At 63.5% G+C, this 13,977-nt stretch carries 14 protein-coding genes and 1 pseudogene; 9 read left to right on the top strand and 6 right to left on the bottom strand.

Annotated elements, in window-relative coordinates:
• The first annotated feature begins 44 nt into the window (after window positions 1–44).
• Window positions 45–735 (top strand): annotated as a pseudogene (locus NJ75_RS17585) (pentapeptide repeat-containing protein).
• An 18-nt stretch (window positions 736–753) separates the two neighbouring features.
• Here NJ75_RS17585 and NJ75_RS17580 read toward each other — a convergent pair.
• Complete coding sequence (locus tag NJ75_RS17580) at window positions 754–942, bottom strand: hypothetical protein (RefSeq protein ID WP_039336871.1); 189 nt, start codon at window positions 940–942, stop codon at window positions 754–756.
• A gap of 291 nt (window positions 943–1,233) precedes the next feature.
• On the opposite strand from NJ75_RS17580, the gene NJ75_RS17575 reads away from it, so the two are divergent.
• From NJ75_RS17575 to NJ75_RS17560, 4 genes are all read left to right on the top strand, one after another.
• Window positions 1,234–1,578, top strand: a complete 345-nt coding sequence (locus NJ75_RS17575) for a thermonuclease family protein (protein ID WP_039336869.1) — start codon at window positions 1,234–1,236, stop codon at window positions 1,576–1,578.
• Between the two features lie 477 nt (window positions 1,579–2,055).
• Window positions 2,056–2,391, top strand: coding sequence for a single-stranded DNA-binding protein (locus NJ75_RS17570; protein WP_039336867.1), 336 nt, complete (start codon window positions 2,056–2,058; stop codon window positions 2,389–2,391).
• A gap of 506 nt (window positions 2,392–2,897) precedes the next feature.
• Window positions 2,898–3,455 carry a hypothetical protein gene (locus tag NJ75_RS17565; protein ID WP_039336865.1) on the top strand — a complete coding sequence of 186 codons (558 nt, stop codon included), beginning with the start codon at window positions 2,898–2,900 and terminating at the stop codon, window positions 3,453–3,455.
• A 117-nt stretch (window positions 3,456–3,572) separates the two neighbouring features.
• On the top strand, window positions 3,573–4,088 hold the full coding sequence (locus NJ75_RS17560; RefSeq protein WP_039336863.1) for a Ros/MucR family transcriptional regulator: 516 nt from the start codon (window positions 3,573–3,575) through the stop codon (window positions 4,086–4,088).
• A 210-nt stretch (window positions 4,089–4,298) separates the two neighbouring features.
• On the opposite strand, the gene NJ75_RS17555 is transcribed toward NJ75_RS17560, so the two are convergent.
• Genes NJ75_RS17555 through NJ75_RS17545 form a run of 3 tightly spaced genes read right to left on the bottom strand, consistent with a single transcriptional unit; the run spans window position 4,299 to window position 8,112 of the window.
• On the bottom strand, window positions 4,299–4,778 hold the full coding sequence (locus NJ75_RS17555; RefSeq protein ID WP_011445585.1) for a hypothetical protein: 480 nt from the start codon (window positions 4,776–4,778) through the stop codon (window positions 4,299–4,301).
• Window positions 4,775–6,907, bottom strand: coding sequence for a tyrosine-type recombinase/integrase (locus NJ75_RS17550; RefSeq protein ID WP_010890943.1), 2,133 nt, complete (start codon window positions 6,905–6,907; stop codon window positions 4,775–4,777). The genes NJ75_RS17555 and NJ75_RS17550 overlap by 4 nt, the downstream gene beginning before the upstream one ends.
• Window positions 6,898–8,112 (bottom strand): tyrosine-type recombinase/integrase, encoded by a 1,215-nt coding sequence (locus NJ75_RS17545; RefSeq protein ID WP_010890944.1) that lies wholly within the window; start codon window positions 8,110–8,112, stop codon window positions 6,898–6,900. The genes NJ75_RS17550 and NJ75_RS17545 overlap by 10 nt, the downstream gene beginning before the upstream one ends.
• A 233-nt stretch (window positions 8,113–8,345) precedes the next feature.
• Here NJ75_RS17545 and NJ75_RS17540 point away from each other — a divergent pair, with 233 nt between their 5' ends.
• Genes NJ75_RS17540 through NJ75_RS17530 form a run of 3 tightly spaced genes read left to right on the top strand, consistent with a single transcriptional unit; the run spans window position 8,346 to window position 9,865 of the window.
• Window positions 8,346–8,591 (top strand): AbrB/MazE/SpoVT family DNA-binding domain-containing protein, encoded by a 246-nt coding sequence (locus tag NJ75_RS17540; protein WP_010890945.1) that lies wholly within the window; start codon window positions 8,346–8,348, stop codon window positions 8,589–8,591.
• Window positions 8,588–8,977, top strand: coding sequence for a type II toxin-antitoxin system VapC family toxin (locus NJ75_RS17535; protein WP_010890946.1), 390 nt, complete (start codon window positions 8,588–8,590; stop codon window positions 8,975–8,977). The genes NJ75_RS17540 and NJ75_RS17535 overlap by 4 nt, the downstream gene beginning before the upstream one ends.
• A gap of 15 nt (window positions 8,978–8,992) precedes the next feature.
• Window positions 8,993–9,865 carry a hypothetical protein gene (locus NJ75_RS17530; protein ID WP_010890947.1) on the top strand — a complete coding sequence of 291 codons (873 nt, stop codon included), beginning with the start codon at window positions 8,993–8,995 and terminating at the stop codon, window positions 9,863–9,865.
• Window positions 9,866–9,877: 12 nt separating this feature from the next.
• Here the strand turns inward: NJ75_RS17530 and NJ75_RS17525 are convergent, their stop codons facing one another.
• Window positions 9,878–10,153 (bottom strand): hypothetical protein, encoded by a 276-nt coding sequence (locus NJ75_RS17525; protein WP_010890948.1) that lies wholly within the window; start codon window positions 10,151–10,153, stop codon window positions 9,878–9,880.
• A 19-nt stretch (window positions 10,154–10,172) separates the two neighbouring features.
• Window positions 10,173–11,660 carry a Fic family protein gene (locus NJ75_RS17520; protein WP_010890949.1) on the bottom strand — a complete coding sequence of 496 codons (1,488 nt, stop codon included), beginning with the start codon at window positions 11,658–11,660 and terminating at the stop codon, window positions 10,173–10,175.
• Window positions 11,661–12,643: 983 nt separating this feature from the next.
• Between NJ75_RS17520 and NJ75_RS17515 the strand changes: the two genes are divergently transcribed.
• A complete protein-coding gene (locus tag NJ75_RS17515; protein WP_039336855.1) occupies window positions 12,644–13,687 on the top strand; it encodes a DUF2493 domain-containing protein in 1,044 nt (347 codons plus the stop codon).
• The last annotated feature ends 290 nt before the right edge of the window (window positions 13,688–13,977 follow it).

The following is a 13,977-nucleotide window of genomic DNA, read 5'->3' as shown; positions in this document are numbered from 1 at the left end:
CGAGCCGAAGCGAGGCGATGGGCCGCGAAAGAGTTGGGCGCGTGATGGACGACCTGTTTGCCCCCGCGTGGCCTCGTCGGAAGAACACTGGTTCGTGCCGATCTCGTCCCGCTCTGCGGCGGTCCGGCTCAGGTGGTCGTCGACTGCGATCTCGAGGAAGCCGACCTTTCCGGGCTCGATCTCACCCGCTCGCGCTTTGAACGCTGCAACCTGCGGCACAGCGATCTTGCGGGGGCAAAGCTTGAAGGTACGGTCTGGCAAGGTTGCCGGGGACCGTTCGCCAATTTCTCGGGCGCGAACCTCAGCGAGGCCAAATTCATCGGCGGCGACTGGAACAATTGCGCGATGCGCCGGGCCAGCCTGACCTCGACCCGCTTCACCGGCTCCAAGCTCACCGGCGCCGATTTTACCGAAGCGCGCGCCATGCACGTCCATTTCGAGGAAGTGCTGCTGGTCTCTGCCAAGCTGCCGGGCTTCTCGATTCGCAAGGAAACTCTGCGCCGGGTCGATCTGTCGGGTGCGGATGTGCGCAAGGGCGATTTTCGCATGACGGTGTTCGAGGACTGCTCGCTGCGCGAGGCGCTGGTCGCCGGATGGCGCTTCGAGGGCTCAGACCTGCGCGGTGCCGACCTCGGCGGGCTACGCCTGGTCGATGCGGGGCTGTTTCGCGGGGCGACCATCTCGCGCGAGCAGGCCGGGCAATTGCTGGGCGAATTGGGGCTCAATGTCCGGTAGGTCGCAGGGCCGGGCGGCTCACCGGTCCTGAAGTGCGTTTTGTTCCAGGCTTTCGGTCACGCCTTCGGCAAGACCGAGGCAAAGCGCGGCTTCCTCGCGGGAGAGCGTGACCTCTTCAGCCGCTAAGACACTCAGCTTCGCGCGCAGCACCTCAGTCATCGCGCGCGCCACCTGCAGGGCGCTTGGCATCATCTGAGGATCAGCCATGGTCCGGGATCCTTTCCCTTAGATGGCTCTGCCTGCGGCAGCGGGGCCAGTGCGGCCGGGTTGAAGTGCGTTCATACCGGTTTTGCGGGAGTCTGGCGAGGCGGGGAGGGAAGGGGGCACCCCGGGGCCCGCGTCCCACGCGGGCGCCGCGGCGACCCGCTCTACTCGCTAGGGCGGAGCGTCGGCACTTTTGCACCGCCGCCCACCCAGGCCTTCGGGTGACGATCGGGGCCAGTGGAGGAAGCGGCGAGGCTGGTTGGCGCGGGCGGGCGAGGGCGCTAGGCTCTACCCATGCCGATCGCTCTTGCTGCCGCCGCCCTTTGCATGTCGCCTTCTGTTCACGACGGCGACACGATCCGCTGCGGCCGCGAGCGTGTCCGCATCGCCAATATCGATGCACCCGAACTGCCCGATAGTCCCAAGTGCCAGGACCGGAGACGGTCCTACGCCTGGTGTGACTTTGCCGCAGGCGAAGCCTCGCGGGTTGCCCTGACGCGGCTGCTGTCGCGCGGACAGGTGACGATCACGCGACTTGGCACCGCCCCCTATGGACGGACGCTCGCCTCGGTCTCGGTGAACGGCGTGGATGCCGGCGACTATCTGGTCGCGCAAGGCCTCGCGAGGCCTTGGCGCTGAGCGTCCCCATCGGGGGCAGGCGATCCATGCTCGCCTGCGGCCGCCTTCTTGCGCATCTGACGAATAGCCTTGCCGTAGCGCATGGCACTGGACGGGAGGGGCTGGGCCCGGCCCCGTGTGACCGTGCGTCACTGACCAGTATGGAGCGGGGGCCGAGGAAGGCAATGCCCGCTGCGCGGGCGCTGGCGGGTGGGAGCAGGTCCTGCCGAAATGGCCGAGGCTGACGGATCTGATCTTTGCGGGGATCCGCTGAGCCTGACCTGACGAAACCGCCCTTCGTTTGCCGATGAACCCTGCAGCGCCAGTCCCCGGCCGCAACCCAAAAGCAGCGGACCGTGAAGCCCTTCGGGCCTGCCGCACCACTCCTCGCTTTTGGGTTTCCCTCACATGCGTTCGGTGCGGGCGCGGGCCTTTGGCCCTGCCTGTGGTGTTCATCGGCGGGCGGTTCCGCCGAGTTCCAGCCACGGAGAATACCCCATGAAGAACCTCGTCATCCTGATCGGCCGCATCGCTGCTGCTCCCGAAACCCGCCACGCCGGCGAGACCGCGATCACCTCGTTCACCCTCGTCACCGATCGCCCCAAGCTGGTCGACGGCAAGACGGTCAAGAACGAGGCCGGCTACGCCGAGACTCTCGCCGAATTCCACCGCGTCACTGCTTTCAACGGCCTCGGCACCTCGGTCGCCAAGCACAAGAAGAAGGGCGACCTGGTCGAGGTGCAGGGCCGCCTACACTACTCGAAGTGGACCGACCGGGAGGGCGTCGAACGCTACGCGGTCGAGATCGTCGCCGAGGAAGTCCTCTTCCTGTGACACCGAGCCCGGGAGGCGGTAGCGCCGCCTCCCATTGGGATCATCCGGACCGGCCCCCGATTGCTCATGAAGACGATGTCCAGAAGGAGCGGCGGTTGCGAAAAGGCAACACTCCGCGTTCTTTTCGCACGTGCAGCATGAAGGGGGCTGGCCCCTATGTGGCATGCCTTTCAGGCATCCTCTCCCAAAACTTTCCAAGGGGCTGGCTCACGCCGGCCCTATTTTTTTGCCTGTCGGGTCGGGGCTTGTGCCCCTTGCGGGGCATGGCATCTGTGACACTTTGCCCTCGGGCAGAGTGTCATGTTGCGCTGCGCCCGTGACATGCGCGGAGGGCGGGTCATCGATTATGCCTGCACGATGGCGGAAGTAGTCGCGGAGAGAGGGCAGCGCACGTGTGGCAGGGCAAACCAGATGGCGTCTCCGGGCGAAGTGTCACGGGCGACAAATGACAGGGCAGGGCACAAAGGGGATTCACAGGATTCACCTTTTGTGCTCAATACTGATTGATGGAACGAGCCCCTGAAATCACTGGCGTCGGTGGGATCTACGCGGTCCTGGTCGAAGCCTCGAACCGCCCGCGCTATGCGTTTCTCGTCCTTCAACTGGTAGCCGAAATTGCCGACGGGCGAGGGCAGGCCGGACCCTTCGTCGCGCAGGGCGGCGTGCCGGTGCTCCTGCGCGAATGGCTCTGCTCTCAGCTTCTGCCGATGAGCGAACAGCCCGCTCGTCGTGCGGCGATGCGTGCGCGCGTTGCCGCTGCGCTGAAGGACGAACTGACCGGTGACGCTGTTCGCGATGCCGCGCACATCGAAGCGGCGGTGGAAGAGCAGGTCCAGGCCGTGGGCCGCGCCAATGTCAGCCGCGCGATTTCCGATCTGGTCCGCGCCGGGCTGATGAGCCGGCACTATGCGGGCTACGCCACCAACCACAAGAACCGCGGCGGCGGACGCCATGCGGTCTATGTGATCAAGCCGGCTGTGCTTGCGCTGCTGCGCAAGCCCGCGCCGCTGCGGCGTCAGGGCCCGGGCGCTGCCAATCCCCAGGGCGAACTCTTCGCGGCCTGAACCTTCGCACTTCGAGCATCAGGTCAGGCCTGGCGCACCCCGGCGATGCTCCTATGGCGTGGTGGCGAACTATCGCCTAGGAACCCACGATCCGTGGATTGGAAAGGTCTCGCCCGCATGGAAAACGAAGCACTGCTGGATCATGTCGCCGATATCGTGTCTGCCCATGTCAGCAACAATGCGATCGCGGCCGCGGACCTGCCGGGCCTGATCCAAGCGGTCTACGCTTCGCTTGCCGCGCTTGGACGGGCGCCGGAACCGGCTCAAGAGGAGCTGAAACCCGCCGTCTCGGTGCGTGCCTCGGTCAAGCCCGACGCAGTCACCTGCCTCGAATGCGGTGACAAGATGAAGATGCTCAAGCGCCATCTTGGGACCGAGCATGGCCTGACGCCCGCCGAGTACCGGGCGCGCTGGAGCCTGCCTGCCGATTACCCGATGGTCGCGCCCGACTATGCCGCCAAGCGCAAGGAGCTTGCGGTCAGGATCGGCCTTGGCCGCAGGCCCGGCCAGAGCCCGAAGGCTGAGGCCAATGCGACGCCCAAAACGGCACCCAAAGCGCGGCCCAAGGCCGACGCCGCGCCGGCAAAACGCAAGAAGCTCGGCGTTGCCTGCGGCTCGACAGACGCCAGCTGAGCCGCTGATTTCCTCCAAGTCTTTGATTTAATTTTACATATATCAACACCAATTCGTGTCTTGTGTCCTAGTTTCAATGGTTTGCAGGCGATAAACCTGTCCATTGTGTTTCGCTCATAATTTGGACGATCAAGGGAGTTGGAAGTGCAAGACGCCGTAGGCGGCTCACTTCCTACTCGCTTGATCGTAACCCGATCGCAGCGTGACGGTTCAGTCTTCAGAGGAGGGCAGCGGCTCGGGCGACTGTCCCGGTGATACGCGAGCTAGGACAGCCGTGTAGAGCTGACGCCAGTGTTCCGCCTTACCGCGCTCACGCTCGGCCGTTCGGTCCGCCTTAGCCCTTTCGGCACGGGCATCCCGGAGCTCGGTCTCAAGGCGCTCGATCTTGTTGCGGAGTGCCGCTTCGATGTGCCGATATTCCTCGGGCGTTCGCAGCGGGACCTTCTTGCCGTCTATCACCTCGGTTTCCGCGCGGGTTTCGACGCGTTCCTCGCCGATCTCGTCGGCGAAGTTGTTGTAGAGGTACTGGCGGCTGACCTTTGCTTCACGTGCCACCGAGACGAACGTCACAGCCTGCCTGGTGTCGCGCAGCCGCATGATCGCATCCTCGACTGCAGCGCGCTTCTCTGCGCTACGACGGCTGCGGGCATCGTTGAGTGTTGCGATCCGCAGATCCGGTCCCATGGTCATGACGTCGCTTCCTCTCGAGCAGTGGCCGGCCTGTAGCGCTGCTTTTCACCCTTGTAGAGGCCGTGCTCCTCGATGGAGCGGATGATGGTGTCGGTGTTGTGGACCGCATCCTTATTGCGTTGCAGGCGCTTGCGCGTGATGTCGGCCATGCGGGTCTGTCCGCCTTCCTCGTAGTTCTGCGCTTCCTGCTCGAGCCCTTCGATCGCGGCGTAAAGTCCGGCCCGTTCACAGCGGAAGTGCTCCACGTCGCCGCCATCGGCGCGGAAGAACCGGCAGGTCAGGCAGGCGTGGGCGTGCTCGCACCATTCGCCGAGTTGCCCTGGCAGCGTGCAGGCGCCGCCGCAGACCCGCGTGGCCAGCATGGTTTCCTTGCGCAGCAGGAGATCGCCGACCGCTTCGTCGACCTTGCCCGCGATTGTGAAGAACTGGCCGCCACCCTTTCGCAGCAAGGCGTTCTTCTTGAGATCGAGACGCTTGTTGACGTACATCGACGCCATATCCGGCGAGGCATGGCCGAGCTCGAACATGATGCTCAGGATGTCGTGGCCTTCGGCCGCCATTTGTGTCCCTCGATGGTGGCGCAACGGATGCCATGAGAAGTCGAACGGCTTGCCTTCGCCATCGACGATCCCGTGCCTGAGGCACAGCATCCTGAGCTCCTGCAAGGTCCAGTTGTAGCCGAGGAACGATTCCCGCTTGCCGTAAAAGACGGGGAACAGGTATTTCGTGGCGCGCCCGTAACGCTGCCGGACGCGATCCTGCTGGGCTTCGATCAACTCGATCATGGCCCGGTGCGCGGGATCGGTCGCCAGCAAGGGCTTGGTGTTCCAGCGGCTGACCTTGTTCTGCCAGAACGTGAACAGCATGAACCGCTTGTCGTGCGGATCGGGCCGCAGGCAGTCGAAGAGCAAGGCATGCAGGTCTTCGGCTCGCGCACCGGTGGTGATCCCGATCATGAAGATTACCGGGATAGGGGCAGGCAGTTCATCGAGCCTGGCCATCATCGCGGCCAAGGCCTCAGGAGGCGCCGCCCGGTTGGCGCCCTCTCGCGAAGCGTAGAGCCGGTTGCGCGGGTCATCCGGTGCCTGCTTGTAACGGATGCGCCGCGCCGCGCGCTTGTCGAGCGCGATCCGCGGCCATTCCCCCGGCAGTAGCACCGGTGCTGCCCGCATCAGTTGGACGATGTCGGTGTACCAGTTCTTGCCGGCGGCATTGCGCGCGTTTCCCCATGCAAGATAGCGCTCCATCGTTAGTTCGTTGATCTTCGCAGGACCAGCGACGGATTCTTCGTGGAGGAACTGCGCAAACAGCCGTAACCGAGATCGCATCGCGATCACCGTTCTTGGCGCAAATTCCCCATGTGCGACCTTGTCGAGCAGGAAGCCGCGCATCAGCGGGCGCAGCCACGGCTCGAAGTTCAGGAAGTTGATATAGGTGTCGCTTCGCCGTTGCCGATCGCGGAAGCGTGTGTCCTCCTCGCTGTAGAGATCGTTGAGCAGGATGATGTCGCGGTCATGCATCGGTGCCATCTGCGCCCGGTTGATGATCGCGAAGCGATGGATATCACCGAACAGCTGCACTTCCGGTGAGCGGAACTCGCTGGTGACGATCTTGCCGCCCCGGATCCACTGGCGGGTCTGGCTTTGCCTGCGCCGTCCATAATTCGCGCCATACCAGGCGGCGTAGCACTCCAGCACTGCATCGTTGTGGTGGTTCCGTTTGCGCGCACCCTCGTCATCTGATGGCGCGAAGCCGGGGTGAGGGATGTCGGCAAGGCAGCCCGCCTCAAAGTGACCAAGCAGGTCCGCGCCTTCCTCTACCAGATAGCGGATCACCGGGATCCGGCGCTGGAACCAGTGGGCGTCCGCCTTGCGATCGTCGAGAACGGATACCGCCAGGTAAGCCTTGATCTCGTTGGTGAGTACCGGAACCGCAGCCTGAAGCGGCAAGCTTGCGTATGTCTGGCTCAGCCAGGGATGGCCGAACACCTCACCCATCATGGCGTCCGACCAAATGGGATTGGCGACGAGGAGGGGGGATATCTCCGCGAGGCGCCCCTCAAGCCAGTTGTTGTAGCGATCGGTATCGTGCGGCGTGCCGCCGACGAGCGCCAGCGGCGTCAGGCCCATCGCAGATCCTTTCCGAGCAGCTCAGCCTCGCGAAGTTTCTCAAGCCTTTCATGCACCTCGTCGGGTCCTGTGAGGTAAAGCCTGCGGATTTCCGAGGCGAACAGGTGCTGATAGAACGCCGCTGTCGTTTGCGGGCTGGCATGCCCGAGCCGGTCGGCCACTTCGAGCAGGCTGTATCCCGCCGCGATCGCCTCGGATGCATGGCTGTGGCGGAACATGTGCCAGCTGAAGGCGATATGGGTGCGCTGCTCCAGCAGGCCCGCGAGCTTCTGCGCGTAGGACAGGCTCATGGCGTGCCCGATGACGCCGGCTTTGACATTGGTGAAGACGTACTCGGCGCCGGACTCGAAGGCTGGCAGATATTCGTCGCTGGTGATGTAATCGACGTACATGTTGAGCACGTAGTCGTGCACCGGCACACCGCGCGTCCGGCCCGATTTCGCACGGGCCTCATTGGCATTGTCTTCGCGCGGAACGACCCAGATGACCTTTTCGGCGAGATCGATATCGACATGGCGCAGGCCCAGCGCTTCACCGATCCTAAGGCCGGTGTTGTAGAGCAGCACGACCAGGAAGGCGTCGCGCGCGAGCCCGCAGGCCTCGATCAGCCGCAGAACCTCGCTCGGCGTCAGCCGCTTCTTGAGCACCTGCTGCTGGACCCGGCCGGGATCGCCCGAGAGATAACGGTCTTTGCGCCGTGTCGTCCGTCGCTGGCTGATATGCTCAAGGAACGGCTTGTAGATCCGGTGGCCGTCATAGGCCTTTGTGACCTCGGTCGTATCGACCGCGAAGTCGTCAGTGCCGTTGTAAAAGCGGTAGAACGATTTGACCGCGAGCTGGATCTGGTTGCGCGTCGATGGTGCCAGAATCCGCGTTTCCTGCTTGCGTAGCAGGATCAGCCGAGGACTTGGCAGCGCATCCTTTCGGCGGGCAAGCCGCCAGGCAAGGAAGCTGTCATACAGCGCAACCGTGGCTTCATGGATGCCGGCGCCGTTTGCGCCGAGGAAGCTAGCGAAGTCCACAACGTGGCGAACATAAGCGCGGATCGTGTTTGGTGACGCATGGGTCTGTTCGAGATGGACGATCCAGTGACGAAGGCACTCGACGACATCGCCGTCATCATCCAATACCGTCCACGACCGGCGACCGCCGGGCATTTCGATGCGCGCAGCCTGCCAGGGCGTCGTAGCGAACGGAGTGGACACGGTCGCTGATACTGTTGAAAGACCCCCGTGACTGCAAGCCTTTCGCCATCACACTGGACACAGTTTACATGGACAGTTATGGTATCGGTATTAACATAAGAAATATTATCAATCCGGACGATCGTGCCATAATGCGGTGCATGTGACACGTTTTCTGTTTTATGGCATAAGATGCAATTCATGTCCGAACATTGCCTCGTGTAGGGGCATGCCAAGCGACCTGGAGCACTGCCATGACGGTTCAAGTGACGATCACGCCAAACGGCCGGATGAGCCTGCCTGCCGATATCCGCAAGCGGCTCGGCCTCGCTGGTGGCGGCGCCTTGCTGGTCGAGGAAACCGAGGACGGCGTCATCTTGCGAACGGTCGCGCAGTCCATCGCTCACGCGCAGGCGCTCGCGAAAAAGTACACGGGCGGCAAGTCCGAGGCCTCGGTCGATGCCTTCCTTGCCCGCCGCCGTGAGGAATCCGGCGAATGAGCGAAGTGGTGCTCGATGCCTCAGCGCTCCTTGCCTTGCTCCGGGACGAGCCCGGAGCCGACAAGGTTGCCGACGCCATCGCGGATGCTCGCATGTCCAGCGTCAACTTTGCCGAAGTCGTCAGCCACTTCATTCACGCCGGCATGCCAGCGGGCGAAGTCGATGCGATGCTGAAACCCTTGCCGATGGCCATCGTCGATGCGGACCACGGCCTTGCCACGATCGCCGGACGCTTGCGCGCCGCGACGGCCGAAGCCGGCCTGTCGCTCGGCGACCGGTTCTGCCTTGCACTGGCCCGCCGCGATGGCCTCCCAGCCCTGACTGCGGACAAGCAGTGGCGGACCGTTGCCGCCGCCGCCGGGGTTAGCGTCGCAGTCATTCGCTGAGGGAAGGCAATTGAGATGACGTCCAAGCAATCCGGCTCCGACCTCGAGCGCTTCCCGGATTGCGATGGACTGCGCAAGCTTTCCAGCAGCGGCGGCGGCGGCAGTTCCGACGATATCAACGAAGCGCAGCAGTTTGCCTATGACGCTTGGGACGAGCCTGACCGGACGCGTCGCAATTTGCTGGCCCGCAAGGCCCTCGCCCGGTCGCCGCTTTGTGCTGATGCCTGGCTGCAACTCTCCGAGCTTCGCAATCTCTCGGACTCGCAGCGCCGCGAATATCTTTTGCGTGCGGTTTGCGCCGGTGAACTCGCGGTCGGCGAACGACGATTTGCCGAGGTCAAGGGCGATTTCTGGCTGGTTCTCGATACCCGCCCTTATATGCGCGCGCGTTTCGCGCTGGCTCAGGATCTCTGGTATTCTTGTGACAAGGGTGAGCGGATCGCCGCAATCGCCCACTTGCACGAGATGCTCGACCTAAATCCGAACGACAATCAAGGTCTGCGCTACGTCCTTCTGATATGGCTAATCCGGTCGGATGCCTATCAGGCAGCGGAAGACTTGCTCGACAAGCACCGTGATGAAATCTCGGCCTTCATGGAATTCACCCGCGTGCTGCTTGCCTACCGGATGCAAGGCGACTGCGAGCACACGCGCGACATGGCGGCGAAGGCCTACCTCGCCAATCGCCACATCCCGCACTATCTCGCCAACTCAGGGCTTTGGCACGAGGGATCCGGCACCTATTCGCCCGGCCGCGAGAGCGAAGCTGCATGGTATGCTCAGGAACTCGGGATCGACTGGTTCTGCACCCATGGTGCCATAGAGTGGCTTGCTCACTGCACGGACAGGGAACCCGTCCGCAATCGCGATGGCGAAACGCTCCATTGAACGGTTAGCGCCTTAGCGCGGTCCGCTTGCGTCCTCATTCGCCTGGTCCAGCAGGTCCATGAACGTGCGTGCCGCATCGCGGTCGCGATCGTCCTTGAAGGCAACATCGAGGTCGGGTGCCGAGCCCAGCATGTAGAGCAGGGACCACATCGCGAATCTGCGGCCCTTGTCGGGCTCGAGCCCGAACTCGACCTGCATCCGTTCGACGCCGCTGGCCATTGCTGCGGGTGAAACCGCTCCGAGATCATCGGTCCCAAAGAAGCGCCGCATCTGGTCGTCGAATTCCATGTTCAACCTTCCTGCCTGATCATGTGCGGCCAAGTCCGATGGCTACGGGCCGAAGCTTTGCGTCCTCACCCTGATCGAAGGCGTTGCTGGCCATCAGCATGGCCCGCGCCGATTCCAGGGTGCTCCAGTCAACGGCGTGCGTGAATGCTTGCGCGACATCGAGCATGCGGATCAGCGGCGCTGTCTGGCGATTGTGCGAGAATGCCTTGAGGGCGCTCAGGTAGTCGGTGCGATAGGCCGTCGGGATGATGATGCGCTCTTCGCCATGCGCCAGCAGCTCGGCGTTCATCATGATCCGCGCGATCCGGCCATTGCCGTCAGCGAAGGGATGAACTTCGCTGACCAGCGTCATCATGAAAATGGCCCGTTGGAAGGGTTCGCCTAGGGCCTGCAAGAAGCCGAAGCCTCGATCGAGCGTACCTTCGACCAGATCGGGCGCGACGAACACTGTCGCGCCCGCTTGATTGCCGCGTTGCTTGAAGGCTCCCGGCAGCTTGTCAGGGCGCGCTTCCATAACGGCGGCATGTCGGTCCATGAGCAATTCGCGCAAGGACGCATAATCGCTTGGCAGAACCTTCATGCGGACCAGGTCCGAAACCACTCGGAAGGTGCCAAGTACGTCATGCGCGTCCGCGGGCCGTTCGGTCGGTATGACACCCTCGAAGACAATATCGGCGGCTTCTTCGACGCTGAACTCGGTGCCCTCGATGAAGTTCGAAAAATAGGCTTCGTAAAACGCCAGGGTCGAGGTCGCCTCTGCGCTACGCGCGGGTACGGGCCGGCGCTCCGGTACGGTCTCGCGCAATGCCGAGAACAGCTCTTCGAACATTTCGACGCGCGCCGGGTCGAACGGATGCCCCGCCAGACGAGCCTTGCCGATTTCGCTCTGCATCACCGCTTCGCGAGTCCCGAGTAGCGAGCCGATCAGGCCGTCGAGCTCGGCGGCCTCGGCCTCGTAGTCGAGTGCCGATGCAAGCGCCCGCGCATCGTCACGCAGCCGATTGATGGCCCCCTCACCCTGGCTGCGCAGCATCCGGTCGAGCCGCTCTTCCAGTTCGGCGCGGGATACAGTTCTCGATATCCGGCCACCGCGCCCGCGCGTCGGCCGCATGTTTTCGAGATAGGCCCTGGCCGTCGAAGCTAGCCGGACCCCACTGAACGGGCGATCACTGTCGAGAGCTGCAGGGCCCGACCTCGGTCGCAAGACAAGGCCTGGCAACTCGGTTTCGCGTCGCTTCGACGAGATCAGGAATACCGAACCATCCTCGGCCGGCTTTCCTTCCAGCGCTGTGCGATCGGCAATGATCGCATCAGGATAATATGCGGCGACGAGGTTGTACCAGTTGCGCCGCACCAGTCGTTCAGGTTCCTCGCCGAGATTGCGAGTGTAGAGGCGCGAGCCAAGTTTGCGCAATTCCCCGCGCTCCACCGCCTGATAGACAGCTTTGGAGATCGCTGCGTCCGAAACGAAAACTTCAGGGAGCGCCGCGAGCGAATTTCTGGACATTGTTTGCTCCTTGCGGAGCCTCATACCTGAAGATTCGAGATTTAAGAAGCGCTTTATGCGACAAAATGATACTTAAGACGCAATATGAGCGAATTTTCGCGAATTACGCACTGGCCCCGGGATATGGCCCATCTGCACACTGCGCCACCCGCGCACGGAGCGCCGCGAAATATCGCTGATCAGCAGGACATCCCGGCGCAGATTGTGCCCCTTCCCGCAAGATTGCACGAAGGCGCTGCCTGTCCCGGTTTCGCCGGGCCAGTTCATCATGGGGGGCAAGGCTCGCCTTGGACATGCCTCGTATCCTAACATTCCAAACAGATTTGGCGAGCCTGTGCATCTTATCCTCAAAGCAATTCCCCTTCCCCCAGCGCGCTAACGAATGAGCGGCCCCGTCAAGATTGCCGCACTCGGTCCCGCGCGCCCTTGCGGGCTGCGCTCCTGCGGGTGCGAAGTTCCTCGCGTTGGGCCGCCGGCACTCTTGCACTCCGCCTTCGTCGCCGCCCCGCGCCCGTGCGATGCACCGGGCCACGGGCCGACTGACTGTCTCCGGCAAGGGGTCCGCTTTGTGTTGGGCCGCGCCAGAATTGGCGCAGCCAGAGCGCCCCGCCGCGCGCCCATGACCGTCCTCGTTCAGGATGGTCAGGCGGGGCGTAGAGGAGTGGCGTTTTGCGGTTAACCCCGAACGCCCAGAGGGGTGCGGGGGCAAAACCGTAATCTCTCTCTCATCTCGGTGGCTGAGCGAAATCAGCATCGCCATAGCATGACGCCTGGGAGATTGGCGGCCGTCAAGGATCGCGGGTGCCCCCCGATTTTGGCCTGCGGCGGCTAACCGCCTTGCGAGCAAAAATCGGCTCCCCCCGCGCCCGCTGTTCGCGGCGGCAGCGCGTTCGCGCCGCCGTCCCTGACTGCCTGACTCCGGCGTCCCTCCGATGGGCATCTTTCATCAGTGTGATGAGAGAAAATTCCTTTTGGAGGTTATCATGACGGACCGTTTCTCGAACTTCGCCGACCTTGCCGAACACTATGCGCGTGAAATCGCCACACCCGACTACGCCCGGGCATTCATGGAGCAGACCGAGTTTGCCAAGCTCTCGATCGAGCACGAACCGAGCAGCAGCGAAATGCCCGATCCCGAGACCGCGCAATCAGCCATCGAGATGATGCTGGCAACGGTCTTCGACCTGTTCCGCGACACCCGGATGGAGGATTTCGCCAGCGAGGTCGCCTGGGGGATCGCCAACAGCTTCCACGTCGTCGCCAAACGCCTCGATGACCGCGAGGATGCGATGGCCAACCGGCTGCAGGAGAAGCTGCGCGAATACGATCCAAGCGAGGTCTATGCGACCGACCTTGAAGACCTGACCATGCAGGCCCGCAGCCTCGCCGAATGCCGCGACGCGATGGAATGCATGCGCGACCATGCCGCCCGCATCTACCTCGTCGAGACCGGCCGGCCCTTCTCGCCGGTGCGCGGCTCGCGGGTCTCGTCCAAGACCAACGCCTCGATGATCGAGGCGCGCGACTATCTCGCGGCGCAGAAGGCACAGCGGCGCGAGCAGTTCGCCCCCTCAGGACCAGTCGTGGTGTTCTCGGGCGGGCAGCAGTTCACCGACATTGCCCTCGTTGAAGACTACCTCGATGCGATCCACGCACGGGTGCCGTCGATGGCGCTGGCAACCACCGCCCAGAACAAGGGCGCGGACGTGATCGCAGCCGCCTGGGCATCGCGCCACAATGTGCCGGTGATCCTGTGCAAGCCCGATACCTCGCGGGGACCTTCGGCGCCCTATCAGCGCAATGCGCGCATGCTGGCCTTCAAGCCGGTCGAGGCGGTGGTGTGTAGCGGCGGCGGCATTCAGGCGAACCTTGCCGACCGGCTGCGTGAGGCCCGCATCCCCCTGCATATCGTGCGCGACGCATCGGCCCAGCACGAGCCTCCAGCGCAGCGCGCCAAGGACCCGGCGCAGGCTGAACGCCCAGCGATGAAGCGGGTTGCCAATGGCGACGATCTCCCGCCGTTCTGAGCGGGGGCGCCACCTTCCCAATCAACCAGAAGGGTGTCCGGTCTCACCGCCGGATGCCCTTCTTTTTTGTCGATCGGGACGCACGAAATAATGGCCCGGCTCGCTCGCTTCTTGCCCCCGCCTGTAACGGCCTTGCGGCCTGCTGGCAGGGGCGCGAAGCCTTCGCATCGGCCGGGCAGGCAACACCCGTGTTTGGGGCGACCGGGGCGCTGACCAACAGGGTTAAACACATGGGGTAATCGCGGGGTGCGCTTCCACGCGATCAGGACGCGCTGGTCAGGTGGTTGCCC

Source organism: Novosphingobium subterraneum (assembly GCF_000807925.1).
GTDB lineage: Bacteria > Pseudomonadota > Alphaproteobacteria > Sphingomonadales > Sphingomonadaceae > Novosphingobium > Novosphingobium subterraneum.
Note: the sequence above shows the minus strand (reverse complement) of the source record. Positions and strands in the feature narration are given on the sequence as shown.

Excerpts from the sequence above, each read along its gene's own strand:
- NJ75_RS17515 (WP_039336855.1), top strand. The coding sequence starts at position 12,644 with ATGACGGACCGTTTCTCGAACTTCGCCGACCTTGCCGAACACTATGCG.
- NJ75_RS17580 (WP_039336871.1), bottom strand. The coding sequence starts at position 942 with ATGGCTGATCCTCAGATGATGCCAAGCGCCCTGCAGGTGGCGCGCGCG.
- NJ75_RS17555 (WP_011445585.1), bottom strand. The coding sequence starts at position 4,778 with ATGACCATGGGACCGGATCTGCGGATCGCAACACTCAACGATGCCCGC.
- NJ75_RS17550 (WP_010890943.1), bottom strand. The coding sequence starts at position 6,907 with ATGGGCCTGACGCCGCTGGCGCTCGTCGGCGGCACGCCGCACGATACC.
- NJ75_RS17520 (WP_010890949.1), bottom strand. The coding sequence starts at position 11,660 with ATGTCCAGAAATTCGCTCGCGGCGCTCCCTGAAGTTTTCGTTTCGGAC.
- NJ75_RS17535 (WP_010890946.1), top strand. The coding sequence starts at position 8,588 with ATGAGCGAAGTGGTGCTCGATGCCTCAGCGCTCCTTGCCTTGCTCCGG.
- NJ75_RS17525 (WP_010890948.1), bottom strand. The coding sequence starts at position 10,153 with ATGGAATTCGACGACCAGATGCGGCGCTTCTTTGGGACCGATGATCTC.
- NJ75_RS17540 (WP_010890945.1), top strand. The coding sequence starts at position 8,346 with ATGACGGTTCAAGTGACGATCACGCCAAACGGCCGGATGAGCCTGCCT.
- NJ75_RS17565 (WP_039336865.1), top strand. The coding sequence starts at position 2,898 with ATGGAACGAGCCCCTGAAATCACTGGCGTCGGTGGGATCTACGCGGTC.
- NJ75_RS17560 (WP_039336863.1), top strand. The coding sequence starts at position 3,573 with ATGGAAAACGAAGCACTGCTGGATCATGTCGCCGATATCGTGTCTGCC.
- NJ75_RS17570 (WP_039336867.1), top strand. The coding sequence starts at position 2,056 with ATGAAGAACCTCGTCATCCTGATCGGCCGCATCGCTGCTGCTCCCGAA.
- NJ75_RS17530 (WP_010890947.1), top strand. The coding sequence starts at position 8,993 with ATGACGTCCAAGCAATCCGGCTCCGACCTCGAGCGCTTCCCGGATTGC.
- NJ75_RS17575 (WP_039336869.1), top strand. The coding sequence starts at position 1,234 with ATGCCGATCGCTCTTGCTGCCGCCGCCCTTTGCATGTCGCCTTCTGTT.